Source organism: Streptomyces sp. NPDC088725, from assembly GCF_044751305.1.
Classification (GTDB): domain Bacteria; phylum Actinomycetota; class Actinomycetes; order Streptomycetales; family Streptomycetaceae; genus Streptomyces.
Map to the genome: position 1 here is coordinate 333,356 of NZ_JBIVLO010000003.1, position 19,633 is coordinate 352,988.

Consider the following 19,633-nt stretch of genomic DNA (forward strand, 5'->3'; position numbering starts at 1 on the left):
CGTGCTCGAACAGGCACCCCGTACCCCAACGGCGACCGACGCCAAACGGGCTGCCCGCGCCGAATCCGGGGTTCCGTACCGAAGCGCTTCCGCAGGGAAGCCCTGCCGACGTGCGGAGATCCGGAACCGGGGACCCACTCGCACGACCGGGGTGAATCGGGCCGCACGTCCCAGGCCCGTAGGGCAGCCTTCCGTTCCACCGAGCCCGAACCCGACAGCTAACCCGGTAGGCGGTCCACGGAAGGAGATGCCGGCCTTGGCATCGCATCGCAAGCCGCGCACCCGTAACGGTGTACGGTCCAGCTCCCCCGCGCTCGGTCTCACGACGGCCGCCCTCGCCTCGGTCACGCTGCTCTCGGCACAGAGCGCCAACGCCGCGCCCGCGCGGCCGAAGCCGTCCATAGAAGAGGTGCGGAAGAAGGTAGACGACCTGTACCGCGAGGCCGGTTCCGCGACGGAGCGGTACAACAAGGCGAAAGAGTCCACGGACAAGCAGAAGAAGGACCTCGACCAGCTCCTCGACGAGGTCGCCAGGCGCGCGGACAAGCTGAACGAGGCCCGGCGCGCGCTGGGCACGTACGCGGCGGCGCAGTACCGGGAGGGCACCGTCGGCCCGACCGCGGCCCTGATGTTCGCCGACAGCCCGCAGGCGTACTTCGACCAGACTCAGCTGATGCACCGGATGACGGCGCACCAGCGCGACGCGGTCACCGACTTCCAGACCCAGCAGGCGGCCGCCGGTAAAAAGCGCGCGCAGGCGACGAAGAGCCTCGCGTCGCTCACCGCCTCCCAGAGCACGCTGCGCACCAGCAAGCAGAGCGTCCAGACGAAGCTGGGCGAGGCGCGCGCCCTGCTGTCGGAGCTGACAGCGGAGGAGAAGGCGCGGCTGGCCGCGCTGGAGCGCGAGAAGCAGGAGAAGGCCAGGAAGCAGGCGGAAGCGAAGGCCAAGGCGGAGGCGGAGCGGCAGAAGCAGTCGAAGCCGCCGGGCAGCGGCACGGGCACGGGCGGCGGCACGGGCACGCCGGCCGGCTCGAACTCCGGCCAGGCCGGGAAGGTACTCGCCTTCGCCCGCGCCCAGCTGGGCAAGCCGTACGTCTGGGGCGCGACGGGACCCAGCTCGTACGACTGTTCGGGCCTGACCCAGGCGGCCTGGCGGGCGGCGGGCGTGGAACTGCCACGCACCACCTGGGACCAGGTGAATGTCGGCACGCGCATCGCGACGGCCGATCTGCTCCCTGGAGACCTGGTCTTCTTTTACGACGACATCAGCCATGTCGGCATCTACATAGGCGACGGAATGATGATCCACGCACCGAAGCCGGGGGCGAATGTCCGCGAGGAGTCGATCTACTACATGCCGATCTACGGAAGTGTCCGCCCGGCCTGAGGTTCGCCCGGCCTGAGGCTGAGGTTCCTGTTGGCAGCGGACGAGGGACAGGGGCGAAGGCGCAGGCCACGCGCCTGCTCCGTGTGGCGGGCCGTCGTCCGTAACGGTCAGGTCCCGCCGTGCGGAGTGACTTCGGCATGGTCGCGGTGATCGTAAACCGCTCCTCTCCGTCCACCTTTGGGCAATAGCGGCCAGCCGGGCGCGCCTCGTGATCGCGCCCCTTACGGTCCTTCACGAGGTGGCCGACTCCTCCCCGCCGTCCACGTACCAGGACAGCCGTCGGCCGCCATCTCCCCGAAGGAAGTGGACGCCCCGTGGCCGCGCACCGAAAACGTAAACAGCGCCTGCTCGCCGGACCGGCGAGCCGCACCGCTGCCACCCTCGCGCTCGCGGGAGCTGTGACCGCCGCCGCGTCGAGCGGCCCCGTACAGGCCGGGCCCCGCCTGACCGCCGCCCAGGTCAAGGCCAAGGTCAACACCCTGTACGAGCAGGCGGAGGCCGCCACGGACAAGTACGACGGGGCGAAGGAGAAGGCCGACGAGGCCCGTACGGCGCTGAACGCGCTGCGTGACGAGGCCGCTCGCCGCACGGACCGGCTCAACGCCTCGCGCAACGCGCTCGGTTCGATCGCCGCCGCGCAGTACCGCGCCGGCGGCCTCGACCCTGCCATCCAGCTCGCGCTGTCGTCCAGCCCCGAACACTTTCTGGAGGGCGCGGCGCTCGCCGAACGTGCCGGGTCGCGCCAGGCCGACACGATCTCCGGTATGCGCAAGGAACTGGCCCGGATCTCCCAATTGCACACCAGCGCCGACGACCGGCTCGCCGACCTCAAGGCCCGCCAGACCGAGCTGGCCGCGTACAAGGCGAGCATCCAGAAGAAGCTCGACGCCGCGAAGAAGCTCCTCTCCCAGCTCACCGCCGCGCAGCGCGCGCGGTACGCGCAGGAGCAGGCCGGCGGTACGGTCGCGTCCCGCGCCGACCGCTCCCTGTCCCGCGACGCGCTGCGGGCCGCCGAGCAGGCGCCGGCACCGGGCGGCGGGCTACGGGCGCCCACCTCACGTGCCGCCGCGGCGGTGTCGTTCGCGTACGGAGCACTCGGCAAGCCGTACGTCTGGGGCGCCACGGGCCCCGACTCCTTCGACTGCTCGGGGCTGACCCAGGCGGCCTGGCGCGCCGCCGGTGTGTCGCTCCCGCGGACGTCGTACACCCAGATCAACGCGGGTCAGCGCGTGTCACGCGAACAGCTCGCGCCGGGCGATCTGGTGTTCTTCTACTCGGGCGTCAGCCATGTCGGGATCTACGTCGGCGGCGGCCGGATGATCCACGCTCCGCGCCCGGGCGCCCCGGTCAGGATCGCTCCGATCGACCAGATGCCCTTCGTCGGCGCGGCCCGTCCGGCCTGATTCCCCGCCGTCCCGGGATGCCGCGTCCCCTTCCGCGGGTCACGATGGCTGCACACCGCCGGCCCGCGAAGGGATCGCCATGAGACGAGCCACCGCCGTCAGACTGATCGGCGCCGGACTGGCCGTCGGCGCCGCGTTCGTCCTGGCGCCCGTCGGCATGACCCCGAAGGGATGCGGCGACCTCTCCAACGGCCGGCTCTGCATCGACGGCCCGATCGGCGGCGCCGGCGCCTTCACCATCCGCTACCTGCGGCGCCCCGGCGATCCCGGGGGCGCCGAGGTCCGGCTCGGCTACCAGCGCAAGGACAACCGGATCACCGCGTTCCCCGACTGGTTCGGCACGGCCAGAATCCACCACGGCACCGCCCAGCTGACCGGCACGCTGGACACGGCACCGGGCGAATGCATCAGGGGCGTACTCCTGGACGCCCACGAACGGCCCTATGTGACGCGGTGGAAGTGCGCGTGACGCGGATGGGCCACGCCGTCCGCGAGTGCTGTTCCGGACCACTGGTCACTGTGGGGTGGCAGTGTGCCGGTTCCTCACCGGGATTCGCACTCCCACGCCCGGCTCGCACCCCGACCGCTTTGCAAACTGCCCCGTTGTGTTCCGGCCGCGCGCTCATCATGTTCGCCTCCGGTGACGACCGTTCGGAGCCCGCGTATCCGGCGGACCCGCTGCCGCTGCTGATTACCCGTCTGCCGGTGTCAGACCAGCCGGCGCGCCGTCGCCCAGCGGGTCAGTTCGTGGCGGTTGGAGAGCTGGAGTTTGCGCAGGACCGCCGAGACGTGTGATTCGACCGTCTTCACGGAGATGAACAGCTGTTTCGCGATCTCCTTGTACGCGTACCCACGCGCGATCAGCCGCAGTACCTCCCGCTCCCGCTGCGTGAGCCGGTCCATGTCCTCGTCCACCGGTGGCGCGTCCGTCGACGCGAAGGCGTCCAGGACGAAGCCGGCGAGGCGTGGGGAGAACACCGCGTCGCCCTCCTGGACCCGGAAGACCGAGGCGACCAGGTCCGTGCCGGTGATCGTCTTGGTGACGTAGCCGCGGGCGCCGCCCCTGATCACTCCGATGACGTCCTCCGCCGCGTCGGAGACCGAGAGCGCCAGGAACCGGACCGGGTTCTCGCCGCCCGCCATCAGCGGGGCGCAGCGGCGCAGTACCTCGACGCCGCCCCCGCCCGGCAGATGGACGTCGAGCAGGACGACCTCGGGGCGGGTCGCCGTGATGACCGCGACCGCCTCGTCGACGTCGGCGGCCTCGCCCACGACCTCGACGCCCGTCTCTTCCGTGCGGCCGATCTCGGCCCGTACGCCGGTACGGAACATCCGGTGGTCGTCGACGAGGACGACGCGGACGCGGCGGTCTCCGCCGGCGTCGCCGCCCGTCGCGGGAGTGCCCTCGGTCTGCGCTTCCTCGCTCATGCTCTGTGCCCCTCGCACTCGTCACCCTCGTGGGACGGGTCGCCCCGCCGGTCTGCCTCCGACAGCGCCGTCATTCGCCGGCCCTGTCCATCTCCAGCTCGACTTCGGTGCCGCCGTCCGGCACCGAACGCAGCCGCGCCGTGCCGCCGTTGCGCTGCATCCTGCCAATGATCGACTCCCGGACCCCCATCCGGTCGTGCGGCACCGCGTCCAGATCGAAGCCGGGGCCACGGTCGCGTACGGAGATGAAGACCGTGCGGCCCTCGACCTCCGCGTACACCTGCACCGCGCCTCCCGCGCCACCGTACTTGGCGGCGTTGACCATCGCCTCGCGCGCGGCCTGCGTCTGCGCGGTCAGCTGCTCGTCCAGCGGGCAGTCGCCGACGACCACGACCTCGATCGGCACGCCGTGGTAGTCCTCCACCTCGGCCGCCGTCTTCTTCACCGCCTCCGCGAGCGTGTCGGGCTCCTGTGCCTCGTCCTTGCCCGTGCCCTCCGGCCGGTAGAGCCAGGCGCGCAACTCGCGCTCCTGCGCGCGGGCCAGGCGGCGGACCTCGCCGCCGTCGTCCGCGCTGCGCTGGATCAGGGTGAGCGTGTGCAGGACGGAGTCATGGACATGGGCGGCCACCTCGGCACGCTCCTGGGCGCGGATACGCATCAGCCGCTCCTCGGAGAGGTCCTGGGTCATCCGTACGAGCCAGGGGCCGACCAGCAGCGCGACGCCGGCCACCACGGCGATCGCGGCCGTCAGAACATTGCCGAACTGGGCCGCCGAGCCGCGTACCACCACGAAGACGGTCAGCCCGAGGCCGACCAGCGCCACGCCCGCCAGCCCACGGGCCAGTTGCAGCGTCCTGCGGTGTCCGCCGGCCTCGGTCCAGCGGGCCCGCCTCGCGTTGTCCGCCTGCCGCCAGACCAGGACGACGCCCGCGCCGATCAGCAGCATCGGCCAGATGTAGCGGTCGGCGTGATCCCGGCCCAGGTTGACGTTGCCGATGAAGGTCGCGGCGCCGGCCGCCAGCGCCACCACCGCGAAGAGCTGGCCCTTGTCGGGCTTGCGCAGCCGGCGTCTGCCGTCCGCGCTGATCTCGAAGAGGGAGCGTGGCTCGGCCGCTGTGCCGCCGATGCCCAGCGGGACGACGACCCAGAAGACGGCGTACAGCAGCGCACCGAGCCCCTGGGCGAAGAAGAGGCCGAGGAAGATCAGGCGGACCCAGATGACCGGCAGCCCGAGATGCCCGGCGAGCCCGCGCGCGACCCCTCCGAAGAGCCGGCCGTCCGCGCTGCGGTACAGCTTGCGCAGCGGTTCCTCCTCCGGCGCCGCAGCGCGGGAGGAGGTCGCGGCGGCGCGGTGCGTGGCGGCTGGCATGCCAACGATGGTCACACGCGGGGACAGCCGGGCACATCAGGGTCACCACCCTGATCCGCCCCTGACCCGACCCTGAGGTGACGGCGGGGCCTCCGCCTGAGCGACGGGTGGCCCGCGGTGCGGGACGAGCGGCCCGGTGAGCCGAAGGAGGCCGTGGGACACCCCAGTACTTACTGCGACCGACTCCGGGCAACTGCGGTCTTCTCAGGGACGGCGAGGGCCAATATCAGGGACCAGCCAGGGTCGCCGCAGGTGGAGCCGTGACACCGAGCCCGTCACCATGGACACATGACTCAGCCCCCTCGCCAGTCGCCGCCGGAACCGGCCGGTGCCACCGCCGTACCGCCGCCGGGCGCGAGCGACGGCGGCTCCGGCGGCGGCACGCGGCCCGCGCTGCTGCGGAGCCCGCGGCAGAAGGTGGTGGCCGGGGTGTGCGGCGGGCTCGGGCGGTACTGCGACATCGACCCGGTGATCTTCCGGATCGTCATCGGCGTGCTCACCGTGACCGGCGGTATCGGGCTGATCTTCTACGGCTTCGCCTGGCTGCTGATACCGCTGGAGGGCGAGGAGGAGAACGAGGCCCGCAGGATGCTGACGGGTCGCGTGGACGGCTCCTCGCTCATCGCCATCCTGCTCGCCCTGATCGGCTGTGGGCTCTTCCTGTCCATGCTGGGCGACGGCGGCACGCTCGGCTTCGCCGCGATGCTCACGGTCGCCGTCGTCGGTTCCGCCGTCTGGTCGCAGCGCCGCCGCGTCGCGTCGCCCCCGGACGGTTCGTCCGCCCCCTCGGCGCCGCATGTGGTGGTGGAGGCGCCCCCGGAGACCAAGGCGCCGCCGGCACCGGGCGGCTCACCTTCCTGGTGGCGGGATCCGATCATCAAGGACGGTACGACGGGCCCGGTGGCGGGTGGTTATCTGTGGGGGCCCGCCGACTTCCTCACGGGCCCCGCGTCCCGGGAGCCCGGCCGGCCGGCGGACGGGGAGCCCGGCCGCCCGGTGGACCGGTCCGCCGGTTTCGGCGGGGCCGTACCCGTCGTCGTCACCGGCCGGCCGCGCGGGAGAGGCGGCCTCGTCTTCCTCCTCGCGCTGATCGCGGCCGGCCTCGGCACGGGCCTGTCCTGGAACTCCCAGCCCCTCGGCACAAGCCTGGAGATCGGCCTGGTGGCGGCGCTGACCGTGTTCGCGCTCGGTCTGGTGGCCGGCGCGTTCCTGGGCCGCGTCGGCATCGGTACGGTCTTCCTGACCGTCATCACGGCGGGGCTGCTCGCGGCGTCGGCGGCGATCCCCAAGGACATCGGCACCGAGTGGGGCCGCGAGACCTGGAAGCCCGCCTCGGCCGCCTCCGTACAGCCGCGCTACACACTGGGCTCGGGCGTCGGCACCCTTGATCTCAGCGGCCTCTCCGTCCCGGAGGGGCGGACGGTCCGTACGTCGGCCGAGGTCGGAGTGGGCCGGCTCAAAGTCGTCGTACCCGCGGGACTGACCGTGAAGATGCGTGTGGAGGCGGGCGTCGGGGACATCCGGCTTCCCGGTGAGCCGCCCAACGACGTGGACGTCGCCCCGGACCAGTCCAAGGAGCGGACACTGTCCCCGCAAGCGGGCACGGAACCGGCCGGCACGCTGGTGCTCCGGCTCGACGTGGGCGTCGGCCAGGTGGAGGTGACGCGGTCGCGGGCGAACCCTCCAGTGACGAGCCGTTCCGAAGTGAGTCAAGCGAGCCAGGTGAACCAAGTGAGCCGAGCGGAGAAATCCCTTGCCGCGCGCTGAGTTCAGGCCCGGAAGGCTCGTTCTGGGGCTCGGCGCCCTCGGGACGGCGTGCGCGTACGCGGGCGACGCGGCGGGCGCCTGGGACACGCCCTGGTTCGTGGCGTTGCCCATCACCTTCGACATGCTGTGGGTCGCGGCCCTCGTGGGCTGGGCCCACCGCCGCTACAGCCGGCGCCGCCGCCCGGCGGCCCTGAGCGCGTCCGCTGAGAACGACGGCGTACCGGCGAGGAGCAGCGGCAGCCAGGCCATCAGATAAATGAGGTCGTTCCCGTAGTAGTACGGCGTGACCTGCCAGCTCACCGTCAGCCACAGGCTCAGCGAGATGAGCGCCCCGCCGAACGCGGCCAGCCGGCCGAACACCCCGAACAGCACCCCGAGGCCCACGACGAGTTCGCCCAGGGCGATGGCGTAACCGAACCCCCCGGGGCTCTTGAGCCCCAGCGTCACGAGTGCGGGGATGGCGGCGCTGTCGTGTACGCCCCGCATCACCTCACCAATCGAGCCGGGGCCTGTCGCGTGGAAGAAGGCGCTGGTGGTGAGCTTGTCGAGGCCCGCGTAGATGAACGTCACGCCGAGAAAGACCCGGAGAGGCAGCAGCGCGTGGCGCGCGGCGGAGGCGCGCAGGCCGTGCCGTTCACCGCCGGCCTGTCCGTAGCCGCCGGGCCCGTATCCCTGTGTCATGGCCGCTCTGCCTTCCCTGTCACACCGAGGCCGCGAGGGCGTACCGCCTCGCGGGCCTCTCATATGCCTACGCCGGGCGGCGGATGTCGAGAGGGATGCCGTAAGGGACGTGTGCCGAGCGGAAGATGCGCCTGCGGGAGACGTGCCGACGTGACACGTGCCCGCGAGAGACGTCCCGGCGTGACACGTCCTGCGGGAGACGTGCCGAGCGGAAGGCGTGCCCGCGGGAGACGTACCGGACCCGACGTGGTCAGTCCATGACCTCGACGGTCACCCGGTTCGTCTCCACCCCGGCGGCCGTCACGACCTGCACCTCGACGGGTCCCGGCTCCACGTCCACCGGCACCGGCACGGTCAGGACCGTGTCCGACGGGTTGGCGAAGCCGCCGGGCACCGGCACCAGCGGCACGTGCACGTGGACGGGGCCGATCCGGACGACCATCAGGGCGAGTTGGTCCGGAGTCGCGGCCCCCGCCGGCACGAAGCCGGCGCCGCGGATCTCGATGTCGTCGCCGGTACGGATCGGACCGTCCAGATCCCCGGCCTCCCGCGCGCGCACGACCGACAGGATGACGGGCCGCCCGCCCTCCGCGTACTTGCCCGCGAAGTAGACGGCGGCGGAGAGTACGACCAGCAGGGCGAGCGCCCAGGGCAGATCGGGCAGTTGGCCGGGCCGCCGGGCCAGCCGTACGCAGGAGAAGGCCATGGCGACCGCGCTCACCAGTACGTACTGCGCGTCGGTGAAGCTGCCGCGCCCCGCGTCGTCGCACAGCAGGTCGGCCAGTCGGGGCCGTTCGGCCCGTACCTTCTGCAACCGCTGGCCGAACACCCGTCCCGCCACCAGACCGCGTACGACAACCGTGAGGGCGCAGGTCGCGGCCAGCACGATCAGCAGGCCCGCGCCACGGGTCAGTCCGAGCCCGTCGATCAGCGCGTCGCGCTCGGCGTGCGCGGAGGCGCCCGCGAGTTCGAGTGCCAGGACGAGGACGGCGAAGACGACGAGAAGCACCCACGCGGAGGCGACCGTCCGCGAGGTGGAGAGCCTGTTGTCCTCGCCGATCAGCGGCGCGATCAGTCCGCCGCGCGCGCGGTGCAGCCGGGCGGCGGCGGTCAGCAGCCCGGCGACCACCACCGCGGCCACCAGCCCGGCCGTACGCGCCATGCTCCAGCCCGCGCCGATCGCGGTCCCTGTCTGCGCCAGCGCGAGCACGGCGACGGCGCCCCAGACGACGAACAGCGTCTGCCGCCAGACGGTGTGCAGCCAGGCCTCGCCCGCCTCGCGGCTGCGTTCGGCGACCATCCGCGCGGACTGCGTCAGCTCGTCGGAGACCCACTGCCTGGACGCTCCGGCCGAGTGCGCGACGGCGGCGGGCAGCCCCTGCCCCGCGGCCAGTTCGTCGCGCTTCGCCACGAACGCGGCGACGGCCTGCCGGTGCCCCTGGCGTGCCCCGTGCGGGCAGTCGCCGCACGTACAGCCGCCGCTGTGTGCGGCCAGTCCTGCCTCTTGCACTGCCACGCCGAAACGCCGCCTTCCCCGTCCTGCACCGGTGAACTTCCTTGTGATTCCTGCGAATTGTGCCGTACCGAGTGGGGCGCAACCGCCGTAGTCACGGTCAGGGCAGGTGACGACCCCGTCACGATGTTGACCCGGCGCTCCCGGTGGCCCCGCGACAACGGACGGATCGGCCCGGATCCGGCCGCACAGGGCGCACGTCCCGGCATAGTCACACCGTCATATGCACGGCCGGGTCAAGGCGGTGGCGTCCGCACTCCTCCATCGGCGGCACATCGCGTGCCCTCTGCCCTCCCCGGGCGTTACCCCGGACATGAACATGTACCGATTCCTCGCCACCGCCGCCGCGGGTTCCGCTCTTCTCGCCGTCGTCACCCCCTCCGCCCAGGCGCTCGACCTCGGCAACACGCTGAGCGGCACCGCGAAGACCACCTCCGCCGTCGGAAGCCAGGCCGCGCCCGTCGTGGACCAGGTCCTCGGCGACACCGCGGGCAAGAAGGTGACCGCGCTGAAGGGCGTGGTGAAGGGCGCCGGCGACACCGTGAAGTCCGCGAACGACCTGATGCACTGAGCAGCACCCCGCACGACGCGAGGAGGGGCGGAGCCGGTCGGCTCCGCCCCTCCTCGCGTTCTGCCTATTGGCGGGAGATCACTCCCACTCGATGGTGCCCGGCGGCTTGCTCGTCACGTCGAGCACCACGCGGTTGACGTCGGCGACCTCGTTCGTGATCCGCGTCGAGATCTTCGCCAGCACCTCGTACGGCATCCGCGTCCAGTCGGCCGTCATCGCGTCCTCGGACGAGACCGGCCGCAACACGATCGGGTGACCGTACGTACGGCCGTCACCCTGGACGCCGACGGAACGTACGTCCGCCAGCAGGACCACCGGGCACTGCCAGATGTCACGGTCGAGACCGGCCGCCGTCAGCTCGGCACGGGCGATCGCGTCCGCCTCCCGCAGCAGGTCGAGGCGCTCGCGCGTGACCTCGCCGATGATGCGGATACCGAGCCCGGGACCCGGGAACGGCTGGCGCTGGACGATCTCCTCCGGGAGGCCGAGCTGCTGGCCGACCATCCGGACCTCGTCCTTGAACAGCTTGCGCAGCGGCTCGACCAGCTCGAACTCGATGTCGTCGGGCAGCCCGCCGACATTGTGGTGCGACTTGATGTTGGCGGTGCCCGTGCCGCCGCCCGACTCCACGACATCCGGGTAGAGCGTGCCCTGGACGAGGAACGCGACGTCCTCGCCCTCCGCGCCCGCCTCCGCGACGATCTCCGCCTGGGCCTGCTCGAAGACGCGGATGAACTCGCGCCCGATGATCTTCCGCTTCTGCTCGGGGTCGGAGACCCCCTTCAGCGCGGTGAGGAAGCGCTCCTCCGCGTCGACCACCTTGAGCTGTACGCCCGTGGCGGCGACGAAGTCCTTCTCGACCTGCTCCGTCTCGCCCTGGCGCATCAGACCGTGGTCGACGTACACGCAGGTCAGCTGGGAGCCGATGGCCTTCTGTACGAGGGCGGCGGCGACGGCGGAGTCCACCCCGCCCGACAGACCGCAGATGGCGCGCTTCGTGCCGACCTGCTCGCGGATGAGCGCGACCTGCTCGTCCACGACGTTGGCCGTGGTCCACGTCGGCTCGATGCCCGCGCCCCGGTAGAGGAAGTGCTCGAGGACCTGCTGGCCGTGCGTGGAGTGCAGCACCTCGGGGTGGTACTGGACGCCGTACAGCTTCTTCTCGTCGTTCTCGAACGCGGCGACCGGCACGACGTCCGTGGACCCCGTGACCGTGAAGCCCTCGGGAGCGGCGGAGCAGGTGTCGCCGTGCGACATCCAGACCGTCTGCTCGGCCGGGGTGCCCTCGAAGAGGGTGGAGCCGGGCAGGGAGACGTGCAGGTCGGTACGTCCGTACTCGCGCGCGCCCGTGTGCTCGACGGTTCCGCCGAGCGCCGTCGCCATCAGCTGGAAGCCGTAGCACATGCCGAAGACCGGCACTCCGGCCTCGAAGAGCGCGCTGTCGACACGCGGAGCCCCTTCCGCGTACACGGACGAGGGACCACCGGAGAGGATGATCGCCTTCGGGTTCTTCGCCAGCATCTCGGCCACCGGCATCGTGGACGGGACGATCTCGCTGTAGACCCGGGCCTCGCGGACGCGGCGGGCGATGAGCTGGGCGTACTGCGCGCCGAAGTCGACGACGAGTACGACGTCGGGGGCGGCGGGGGGCGCTGCTGGCACGGGCGGCCTTCCGGCGGTGAACGGGGGTTGGTACGTCGATTCTACCGGCGGTGACCGACCGCCCCGCGTCCACCGTGTCTCACCGTCCGAGCCGTCCCGGCCCGGATTGCCGCCTTCGGTGCCGTCCGGGCCATACTGGCGCCATGCGCACGCAACCGACCTCCGTCTTTACCTGTGGCACCGGCCCGTCCGGCTGCCACAGGTCGTGCTGCTTGAGCTGACAAGCGACTTCCCAGGCGCCCCGGGCCGAAATGGCCCGGGGCGCCTGTCGCGTTCGGGGCCGTGCCGCTCCCGGGGCCCTGCTTTCATTGCCCCGTTCCTCCCGAAAAGGAGTCCCGCCCATGAAGGCCACGAACGACACCAGGACCGGCACCGACGCGTGTACGGAAGAACTCGCCGCCCTCATCAACGGCGCCCGTGAACGCATCGACGCACTCGACGAACAGATCATCGCGCTCATTCTGGAACGGAACACCGTCTCGGCCGCCGTCCAGGAGGCCCGTATCTCCCAAGGCGGCCACCGGGTCAGCCTCTCGCGCGAGATGGAGATCCTCAACCACTACAGGGACGCCCTCGGCAAGCGGGGTACGGCACTGGCGATGACGCTGCTGGAGCTGAGCCGGGGCCGCGTCTGAGCGTCCGCCCGAATCCACGGACCATCGGAACGGATAGGAGCCGGACCTGCGTTCGGGCACCGCTCTCACCCGTACGGCGCGTGACCGCGCCGGGGCGGGCTTCGTTGGTCCCCATGTCGTGCCGGGGCGTGTGACGTACCGAAAGTGCGTCGTGGGACCTCGCCCCGGTTCCCGTGACCGGACGGCAGGGGACAGCCGGCCCGGTCACGCCACGTGCGGCCGGTTCTGGGGACGCCCGGAACCGGCCGCGCCCGGTCTTTGAGTCCACGAGTCTGTGAGCCGCGCGAGGCCGTGAAGACGTGAGCCCGGGAGGACGCGAGCCCGGGAAGATGCGAGCCGGCCGGTCCGTGACGCAGGTCACTTGAAGATTCCGTGAATTCTTATGCAACCTTCACAACGGTTCACAGGTCTTGCTTGCGTCAACAACGGCCACACCTGTGACCCCCACCCGGGAAGGCCCTCAGACTCCGCACCGTGTGTTTCGCGGTGCGCCGGACTTACCGAGGTCTTCATGAAGCTTCGCCGCGCTATGGCCGTCGCTGCCGCGACCGCCGTCATAGCCCCCGCCGCCTTCCTGGCGGCGCCGTCCGCGTTCGCGGACGAGAACAGCTCGAACACCGTGCAGACCAGCCCCACCGAGCAGCCCGAGCCCGAGGACTCCGCGACGGACGCTCCCGAGGACTCCGAATCCCCCGAGTCCGAGGCGCCGAGCGAGTCGACCGCGCCCGAGGGAGGCCCGTCGACTCCGGCCGAGAGTCCCTCCGCTCCGGAGACGGACCCGGCCACCAGCCCGAGCCCCTCCCCCAGCGACACCCCCGGCAAGCCCACGGGCTCGCCCAGTGCCTCCCCCAGCACTCCCTCCGGCGAGCCGAGCAACTACCCGGACGACTGCCTGGCCGACGGCGAGGTGAAGTTCGACAAGAACCTGCAGACCAGCCTCAGCGGACTGCCGGACAAGGTGGTCGCGGGCAGCGGCTTCCACTCGTTCAAGCTCAATGTCTCGAACAAGGGCAAGAACGACTACAAGCAGGTCGACCTCGGCGTCTTCGCCGGCCAGCTCGACGAGGACACGTGGGAGGAGACCTCCGGTCACCTCACGCTCCAGTACAAGGACCCCACGTCCGGTACCTGGACCGCCATCTCGCTCGACATGAACGACGAGGGCTACGGCTACCTCGGCTTCACCAGCGTGAAGGCGAAGGAGTCGTTCTCCATCGACATGCGCCTGAGCGTGGACAAGTCGGCCCCCGCCGGCCTCGGATACGCCTTCAGCCTCGGCCTCTACGCCGATGACAAGGGCAACTGCGTCATCGCGGACGACGACGCGTACTACGAGTTCGACATCATCGCGGCGGGCCAGAACGCGGGCACGCCGAACGAGGCCAAGCCGCAGGGCGGCCACAAGCCGCTCACGACGAAGCCCGTCGGCAACACCGAGATCAAGCCCGAGGGCAGGCTCGCCGAGACCGGCTCGTCCTCCATGGTTCCCGTCATCGGCCTGGTCGGCGGTATCGCCGTCGTCGTCGGTGCCGGTGCGATGTTCACCGTGAAGCGCCGCAGGGGTGGCGCCGTCGCGTAACACCGCCTGGACGAAGGAGGCGCTGCACTCGGAGGGGGGTGCAGCGCCTTTTTCACGCGCTCGTCAGGGCGCCTCGGGCGCCTTCGGTGTCTCCCGCCGCTTCGGCGGCATCTTCGGCATGCCCAGGAACGGCAGCCTCAGCGCGCCGAACGCCTCCGCCGGAACCGCCGGCGACACCGGCTCGACCGGGTCCTGCCGTACGTACGGCTCCCCTTGTGCGGGGCGCGGATCCGCCTCGCCCTTGTTCGGCCAGAACGACATCGCGCGCTCGGCCTGTGCGGTGATGGTCAGCGCCGGGTTCACGCCCAGGTTCGCCGAGACGGCCGATCCGTCGACCACCGAGATGCCGGGGTGCCCGTACAGCCGGTGGTACGGGTCGATGACACCGTCCCGCGCCGAGGCACCGATCGGGCAGCCGCCCAGGAAGTGTGCGGTCAGCGGTGTGCCCATCAGTTCGCCGACATTGCTGCCCGCGAAACCGTTGATCTCCTCGGCCAAGAGGCCCGCCGCACGGGTCGCCTCGGGTATCTGCGCGGGGTTCGGCGCGCCGTGGCCCTGGCGCGCGGTGAGCAGTCCCTTTCCGACGCCCCCCGGTTTGCGGTACGTCGTCAGGGAGTTGTCCAGCGACTGCATGACCAGGCCGATGATGGTCCGCTCCGACCACCGGCGGTTGGAGAGCGAACGCACCAGCTGTGCCGGGTGTTTGACCGCGCTTTTGAGCCAGGCCCGCACGCGCCGCTCGCTGTGCGGCACTTGCAGTATCGACAGCGAACCCATCGCGTTGGAGCCCTTGCCGTAACGCACCGGCTCGACATGGGTGCTGGCGTTCGGATGCATCGAGGACGTGATGGCCACGCCCCGCGTGAAGTCTGCCTTCGCCCCGGTTCCGTGGCGCGCGCGGTAGCGGCGGTCGTCGGTCTGCGCGCCCACCAGGGCCTCGGAGTTGGTACGGGTCAGCTCGCCCAGCCTCGGCGACAGCCGGGGCAGCAGCCCGGTGTCCCTCATGGTGTGCAGGAGGGTCTGCGTGCCGTACGTACCCGCCGCGATCACCACCTGCCTGGCGCGCAGGACGCGGGTACGGTTCTTCGCGCGGCCCCTCGTCACGGCCTTTCCGCGCGCGTCGGTGGGGACGGTCATGACGCGGTGGCCGCCGGACTCGTCCTCCGTCACCTCGATGACCGAGGTCATGGGGTGGATGACCGCTCCGGCGCGCTCCGCGAGGTGGAGGTAGTTCTCGTTGAGGGTGTTCTTCGCGCCGTGCCGGCAGCCCGTCATGCACTCGCCGCACTCGGTGCAGGCGTTGCGCGCGGGACCCGCCCCGCCGAAGTACGGGTCCTCGACGCTCTCCCCCGGCCGGCTCGTCGACGTACCCCCGGCGTCCTCGCCGTCCCCGAAGTAGACGCCGACGGGGGCGAGATGGAAGCTGTCGCCGACACCCATCGCCTCGGCGGCCGCCTTGAGATGGACGTCCGAGGGGGTCATGGTCGGGTTCAGCCGTACGCCGAGCATCCGCTTCGCCTGGTCGTAGTACGGCTTCAACTCCCCTTCCCAGTCGGTGATCGACGCCCACTGCCGGTCCTCGAAGAAGGCGGCGGGCGGCACGTACAGGGTGTTCGCGTAGTTGAGCGAGCCACCGCCGACCCCGGCGCCCGCGAGCACCATCACATGGCCGAGCAGGTGGACCCGCTGGATGCCGTAGAGGCCGAGAGCGGGCGCCCAGAGGTAATTCCTCAGGTCCCAGGAGTTCTTGGGCAGGTCCGCGCGGCCGAAGCGGCGGCCCGCTTCGAGGACGCCGACGCGGTACCCCTTCTCCGTCAGCCGGAGCGCGGTGACCGAGCCGCCGAAACCGGAGCCGACCACGATCACGTCGTAGTCGTACGTCGCTTCATCAACTGCCATTGGTCCTCCTCGCGGCCGGGGCCGCAGGTCCTGTCCGGGACGGCCGGCGGGTCTCAGCGCAGGCGCAGCGCCTTCATCACCCGCAGGCCGCGGCTCATGAAGGCCGCGTACTTCTCGTCGTCCATCCCCATCGACGGCCCGATCGGCAGGATCCGCTGGTGGGCGACGGTCTGGGACTCGGTGAATTTGAGAATGCCCTCGGAGCCGTGCCGCCTGCCGAGCCCGGAGTCCTTCATGCCGCCCATCGGCGCCCGCACGCTGGCATAGGCGGGTGCGTAGCCCTCGTTGATATTGACCGTGCCGGTACGCAGCCGGGCCGCGATCGCGGCCGCGCGCCCGGCGTCCTTCGTCCAGACGCTCGCGTTGAGGCCGAACGGGGTGGCGTTGGCGAGGCCGACCGCCTCCTCCTCGTCGCTGAAGCGGTAGACGGAGACGACGGGGCCGAAGGTCTCCTCCGCGCAGACGGCCATCGGCGCCCGGACGCCGTCGAGGATGGTGGGTTCGTAGAAGTACGGGCCGATGTCGGGACGTGCCACACCGCCCGCGACGAGGGTGGCACCCTTGGCGACGGCTTCCTCGACATGACCGGCGACCGTCTTCAGCTGGCGCTCGCCGACGAGCGAGCCCATGTCGGCGCCGTAGCCGAGGGAGTTGCCGAGCCGCATCGCCTTCGTACGGGCGGCGAAGCGCGCCACGAACGCGTCGGCGACGGACGCGTGGACGAACAACCGCTCGATGGAGATGCACAGTTGTCCCGCCGAGGAGAAGCAGGCGCGGACCGCGCCCTCGGCGGCCTTCTCGATGTCCGCGTCCGCGAGGACGAGCATCGCGTTCTTTCCGCCCAACTCCAGTGACACACCGATGAGTCGGTCGGCGGCGCCGCGCGCGACCTCGCGTCCGGTGCGCGTGGAGCCGGTGAAGGAGACGTAATCGGCGTACCTGACGACCTCGGGACCGATCACCGGGCCCTCGCCCAGGACCACTTGGAAGACCCCGTCGGGCAGGCCCGCCTCGATCAGCAGGTCGCGCGCCCAGAGCGCGGTCAGCGCGGTCTCGGTGTCGGGCTTCATCACCACGGCGTTGCCCGCGGCGAACGCGGGGAGCGCGTCGCCCGCGGACAGTTCGAGCGGGTAGTTCCACGGTGCGATCTGGCCGACGACCCCGCGCGGCCGGCGCAGTTCGGTGACCTTGGTCAGCACCGGAATGGCGCCCGTGTGACGCCTCGGCCTGAGATACGACGGCGCCTTGCGCCCGTAGTGCCGCGCCTCGATGGCGAGGGCCTGTACCTCTTCGTGCGCGTGCAGCCTGGCTTTGCCCGTCTCCAGCTGGATCAGGTCGAGCACCTCGGCCTGGCGGGCCAGGACGAGGTCGTGGAAGCGCAGCAGTACCGCAGCCCGCCGGCCGGCCGGGAGCGCGGCCCAGCCCGGCTGCGCCGCACGGGCGCGCTCGAAGGCGGTCGCGACGTCCTCGGGCGTGGACTCGGGGAGGTCGGCCAGCTTCTCGCCGGTGAGGGGCGTGTGGCTGACGGTACGTCCCGAGCCGACGACCCCGCGGGTGAGGCGGGCGAGCAGCGCGGGCGTCACGACATCGGCCGCGGTACGGGAACCGGCCGGGACCGCGGCCACCGGGTTGGTGCCGGCGGCGACCGGCTCGGCGGCGGCTACCGGCTTGGCGGCGGGACCTGCGGCGGAAGGATCCGGGGCGGAGGAGCCCCCTTCGGAGGAGTCCGCGGCAGAAGCCTGTGAGTCCGGCGTGGGCGTCATGGGGGCGAGAGTATGCCGCGCCGGAGGCTTTGGGTACCCGCGGGTAACACCTTTTCACCGCGTTTCACGGCGCGCTCACAACCGTCCCGGACCACCTCGGCGCCAACCCGTCAGTCCGTGGTGTCCGTCGGCTGCCAGTTGCGCAGCACCGTCTCGAACTGCTTCTGCGCCGTCGCCCAGTCGTCCTCGGGAACGGACATGAAGATGGCGTATTCCACGCCGTCGTCGTCCGCGTAGTAAATGTGGTCGACCGCGTGACGCGGTCCCGGCGTCCCGTTGTCCGCCGTCTGATCCCAGCTGAACTCCCAGCGCGCGGACTGCCGCTGGTCCCGGAAGTCGTAGTGGCCGAGCTGCAAACGGTCGTACTGCTTGAGCACCGAGAGTGACTTCTCCAGGTTCCGCAGATGGTCCTCCGGAGCGGGAAAGTCCGGGTTCTCGTCGATGCTGATGCGGATCAGGTGATCGCCGCCGTCCGGGGTGTAGTCGATGGTCTTGCTCGTCGTGTCGCGTTCCCAGCCCTCGGGGACGCTGATGGTGAAGCCCTCCTGGTCGTCGTGCACCGTCTCCCAGCCCTCGGGAACGTCCGGTGTGCCGGACGGCGCGTCGTCCGGACTCCCGTCGCCCGAACTCCCGCCGCTCGCCGAGGGACCGGCCGTCGCAGCACCCTGATCGCTCGGACTGCCGCCCCCACCGAACTGGATCGCGGCGAATTCCGCGCCCCCGCCGACCACCGCGGCGAGGAGGATGGCGAGGAGTTCCTTGCGGCGACGGCCCCGGGACCTCTGGCGGGACGCCTGGCCGGGAGCGGGCACAGAGGCGGTCGGGGGTGCGGGCGAGCGGCCGTGCCCCTGGGCCGGGTGCTGAGGAGCGGCTGCCTCCTCGGGCAGCCGGCCGGCGGAGGACCGCTGGTCCTGCCCCGCCGCCCGCGGCGCCGAGGTGTGCGCGGGCGGTGTGTGCTGGCTGGGCGCGCGCCCGCCCGAGGGCTGGGCTCGGTGCTGCTCGGCCCGGTGCTGCTGTGCCTGGTGCTGTGTCGGCGGCTGCTGCTGGACGTGCGGGTACGCGTACGCCTGGGTGCGCGCGCGTCCGTCCAGCACCTCGCGCAACATCTGCTCGGCCGCCGCCGCGTCCGGCCTGGCCGCCGGGTCCTTGGCGAGCAGCGCGGCGATCACCGGCGCGAGCGGGCCCGCGTGGTCCGGGTACGGCGGTTCGTCCGTGACCACGGCCTGCATCGTGGAGAGCGCGGAGTTCCTGCGGAAGGGCGAACCTCCCTGCACCGCCGCGTAGAGCGTCGCCCCCAGCGCCCACAGGTCGGACGCGGGGCCCGGATCGTGGCCCCGTACCCGCTCGGGCGGCAGATAGTCGACGGAGCCGACGATCTCACCGGTCCTGGTGATCGTCGAGTCGCCCTCGATCGCCGCGATACCGAAGTCGGTGAGCAGGACGTTGCCGTCCCGCGCGAGCAGGACGTTCCCGGGCTTGACGTCACGGTGCAGTACGCCCGCCGCGTGTGCGGCACGCAGCGCGCCGAGCACCTGGAGCCCGATCCTGGCGGCCTCGCCGGAGTCGATGCGCCCGGCCTCCTTGACCGTGTCGGCGAGGGAGGGGCCGTCGACGTACTGCATGACGATCCACGGCCGGTCGTCGTGGTGGAGGACGTCATGGACCGTGACGACGCCCGGGTGCGTGATCCTGGCCGCGGCCCTGGCCTCTTTCTGGGTGCGCTGGTGCAGTACGGCCCGGTCGGCGTCGGAGGCGTAGCGTCCGGCGGTCAACTCCTTGACCGCGACGGTTCTGTGCAGCACTTCGTCGTGGGCACGCCACACCTTGCCCATGCCGCCACTGCCCATGGCCTCGCTCAGCCGGTAACGCCCGGCGAGCACCTGCCCGGCTCCCGTACCCGCGCCCGTGCTCTGTGAATCGTCCACGTCCCCCGCCCAGTTGCTTGGGAGGACAGATTACGGAGGAGGAGCGGGCGC

Annotated in this window: 15 protein-coding genes and 1 riboswitch; of the genes, 7 read left to right on the plus strand and 8 right to left on the minus strand. The window is 71.4% G+C overall.

Going from position 1 to position 19,633, the window contains the following annotated elements; all coding sequences use genetic code 11:
• Nucleotides 1-93: 93 nt before the first annotated feature.
• Nucleotides 94-249, plus strand: a riboswitch (cyclic di-AMP (ydaO/yuaA leader).
• A gap of 7 nt (nt 250-256) precedes the next feature.
• From ACIP6N_RS08525 to ACIP6N_RS08535, 3 genes are all read left to right on the plus strand, one after another.
• Nucleotides 257-1,387, plus strand: coding sequence for an NlpC/P60 family protein (locus ACIP6N_RS08525; RefSeq protein WP_401813932.1), 1,131 nt, complete (start codon nt 257-259; stop codon nt 1,385-1,387).
• A gap of 314 nt (nt 1,388-1,701) precedes the next feature.
• A complete protein-coding gene (locus ACIP6N_RS08530; RefSeq protein WP_401813934.1) occupies nt 1,702-2,790 on the plus strand; it encodes an NlpC/P60 family protein in 1,089 nt (362 codons plus the stop codon).
• Nucleotides 2,791-2,869: 79 nt separating this feature from the next.
• On the plus strand, nt 2,870-3,259 hold the full coding sequence (locus ACIP6N_RS08535) for a hypothetical protein (protein ID WP_401813936.1): 390 nt from the start codon (nt 2,870-2,872) through the stop codon (nt 3,257-3,259).
• Between the two features lie 239 nt (nt 3,260-3,498).
• On the opposite strand, the gene ACIP6N_RS08540 is transcribed toward ACIP6N_RS08535, so the two are convergent.
• Both ACIP6N_RS08540 and ACIP6N_RS08545 read right to left on the minus strand, forming a co-directional pair.
• Nucleotides 3,499-4,218 (minus strand): LuxR C-terminal-related transcriptional regulator, encoded by a 720-nt coding sequence (locus tag ACIP6N_RS08540; protein ID WP_401813937.1) that lies wholly within the window; start codon nt 4,216-4,218, stop codon nt 3,499-3,501.
• Nucleotides 4,219-4,288: 70 nt separating this feature from the next.
• Entirely contained in the window at nt 4,289-5,587 is a 1,299-nt protein-coding gene (locus ACIP6N_RS08545) for a PspC domain-containing protein (protein WP_401813939.1), read from the minus strand.
• 288 nt (nt 5,588-5,875) lie between these two features.
• Here ACIP6N_RS08545 and ACIP6N_RS08550 point away from each other — a divergent pair, with 288 nt between their 5' ends.
• Complete coding sequence (locus tag ACIP6N_RS08550) at nt 5,876-7,354, plus strand: PspC domain-containing protein (RefSeq protein ID WP_401813941.1); 1,479 nt, start codon at nt 5,876-5,878, stop codon at nt 7,352-7,354.
• Between the two features lie 162 nt (nt 7,355-7,516).
• Here ACIP6N_RS08550 and ACIP6N_RS08555 read toward each other — a convergent pair whose 3' ends face one another.
• Nucleotides 7,517-8,035 (minus strand): DoxX family protein, encoded by a 519-nt coding sequence (locus tag ACIP6N_RS08555; protein WP_401813943.1) that lies wholly within the window; start codon nt 8,033-8,035, stop codon nt 7,517-7,519.
• 250 nt (nt 8,036-8,285) lie between these two features.
• Nucleotides 8,286-9,551 carry a hypothetical protein gene (locus ACIP6N_RS08560; RefSeq protein WP_401813945.1) on the minus strand — a complete coding sequence of 422 codons (1,266 nt, stop codon included), beginning with the start codon at nt 9,549-9,551 and terminating at the stop codon, nt 8,286-8,288.
• A 310-nt stretch (nt 9,552-9,861) separates the two neighbouring features.
• Between ACIP6N_RS08560 and ACIP6N_RS08565 the strand changes: the two genes are divergently transcribed.
• Complete coding sequence (locus tag ACIP6N_RS08565; RefSeq protein WP_401813946.1) at nt 9,862-10,119, plus strand: hypothetical protein; 258 nt, start codon at nt 9,862-9,864, stop codon at nt 10,117-10,119.
• Between the two features lie 78 nt (nt 10,120-10,197).
• On the opposite strand, the gene guaA is transcribed toward ACIP6N_RS08565, so the two are convergent.
• Entirely contained in the window at nt 10,198-11,781 is a 1,584-nt protein-coding gene (gene guaA, locus ACIP6N_RS08570; RefSeq protein ID WP_401813948.1) for a glutamine-hydrolyzing GMP synthase, read from the minus strand.
• Nucleotides 11,782-12,122: 341 nt separating this feature from the next.
• On the opposite strand from guaA, the gene ACIP6N_RS08575 reads away from it, so the two are divergent.
• Both ACIP6N_RS08575 and ACIP6N_RS08580 read left to right on the plus strand, forming a co-directional pair.
• On the plus strand, nt 12,123-12,416 hold the full coding sequence (locus ACIP6N_RS08575) for a chorismate mutase (RefSeq protein WP_401813949.1): 294 nt from the start codon (nt 12,123-12,125) through the stop codon (nt 12,414-12,416).
• Nucleotides 12,417-12,927: 511 nt separating this feature from the next.
• A complete protein-coding gene (locus tag ACIP6N_RS08580) occupies nt 12,928-13,995 on the plus strand; it encodes a hypothetical protein (protein WP_401813951.1) in 1,068 nt (355 codons plus the stop codon).
• Nucleotides 13,996-14,058: 63 nt separating this feature from the next.
• Here ACIP6N_RS08580 and ACIP6N_RS08585 read toward each other — a convergent pair whose 3' ends face one another.
• From ACIP6N_RS08585 to ACIP6N_RS08595, 3 genes are all read right to left on the minus strand, one after another.
• A complete protein-coding gene (locus tag ACIP6N_RS08585) occupies nt 14,059-15,894 on the minus strand; it encodes a GMC oxidoreductase (protein ID WP_401813952.1) in 1,836 nt (611 codons plus the stop codon).
• Between the two features lie 53 nt (nt 15,895-15,947).
• Nucleotides 15,948-17,657, minus strand: a complete 1,710-nt coding sequence (locus tag ACIP6N_RS08590) for a succinic semialdehyde dehydrogenase (RefSeq protein ID WP_401813954.1) — start codon at nt 17,655-17,657, stop codon at nt 15,948-15,950.
• A 110-nt stretch (nt 17,658-17,767) separates the two neighbouring features.
• Complete coding sequence (locus ACIP6N_RS08595; protein WP_401813956.1) at nt 17,768-19,582, minus strand: protein kinase; 1,815 nt, start codon at nt 19,580-19,582, stop codon at nt 17,768-17,770.
• Between the last annotated feature and the right edge of the window lie 51 nt (nt 19,583-19,633).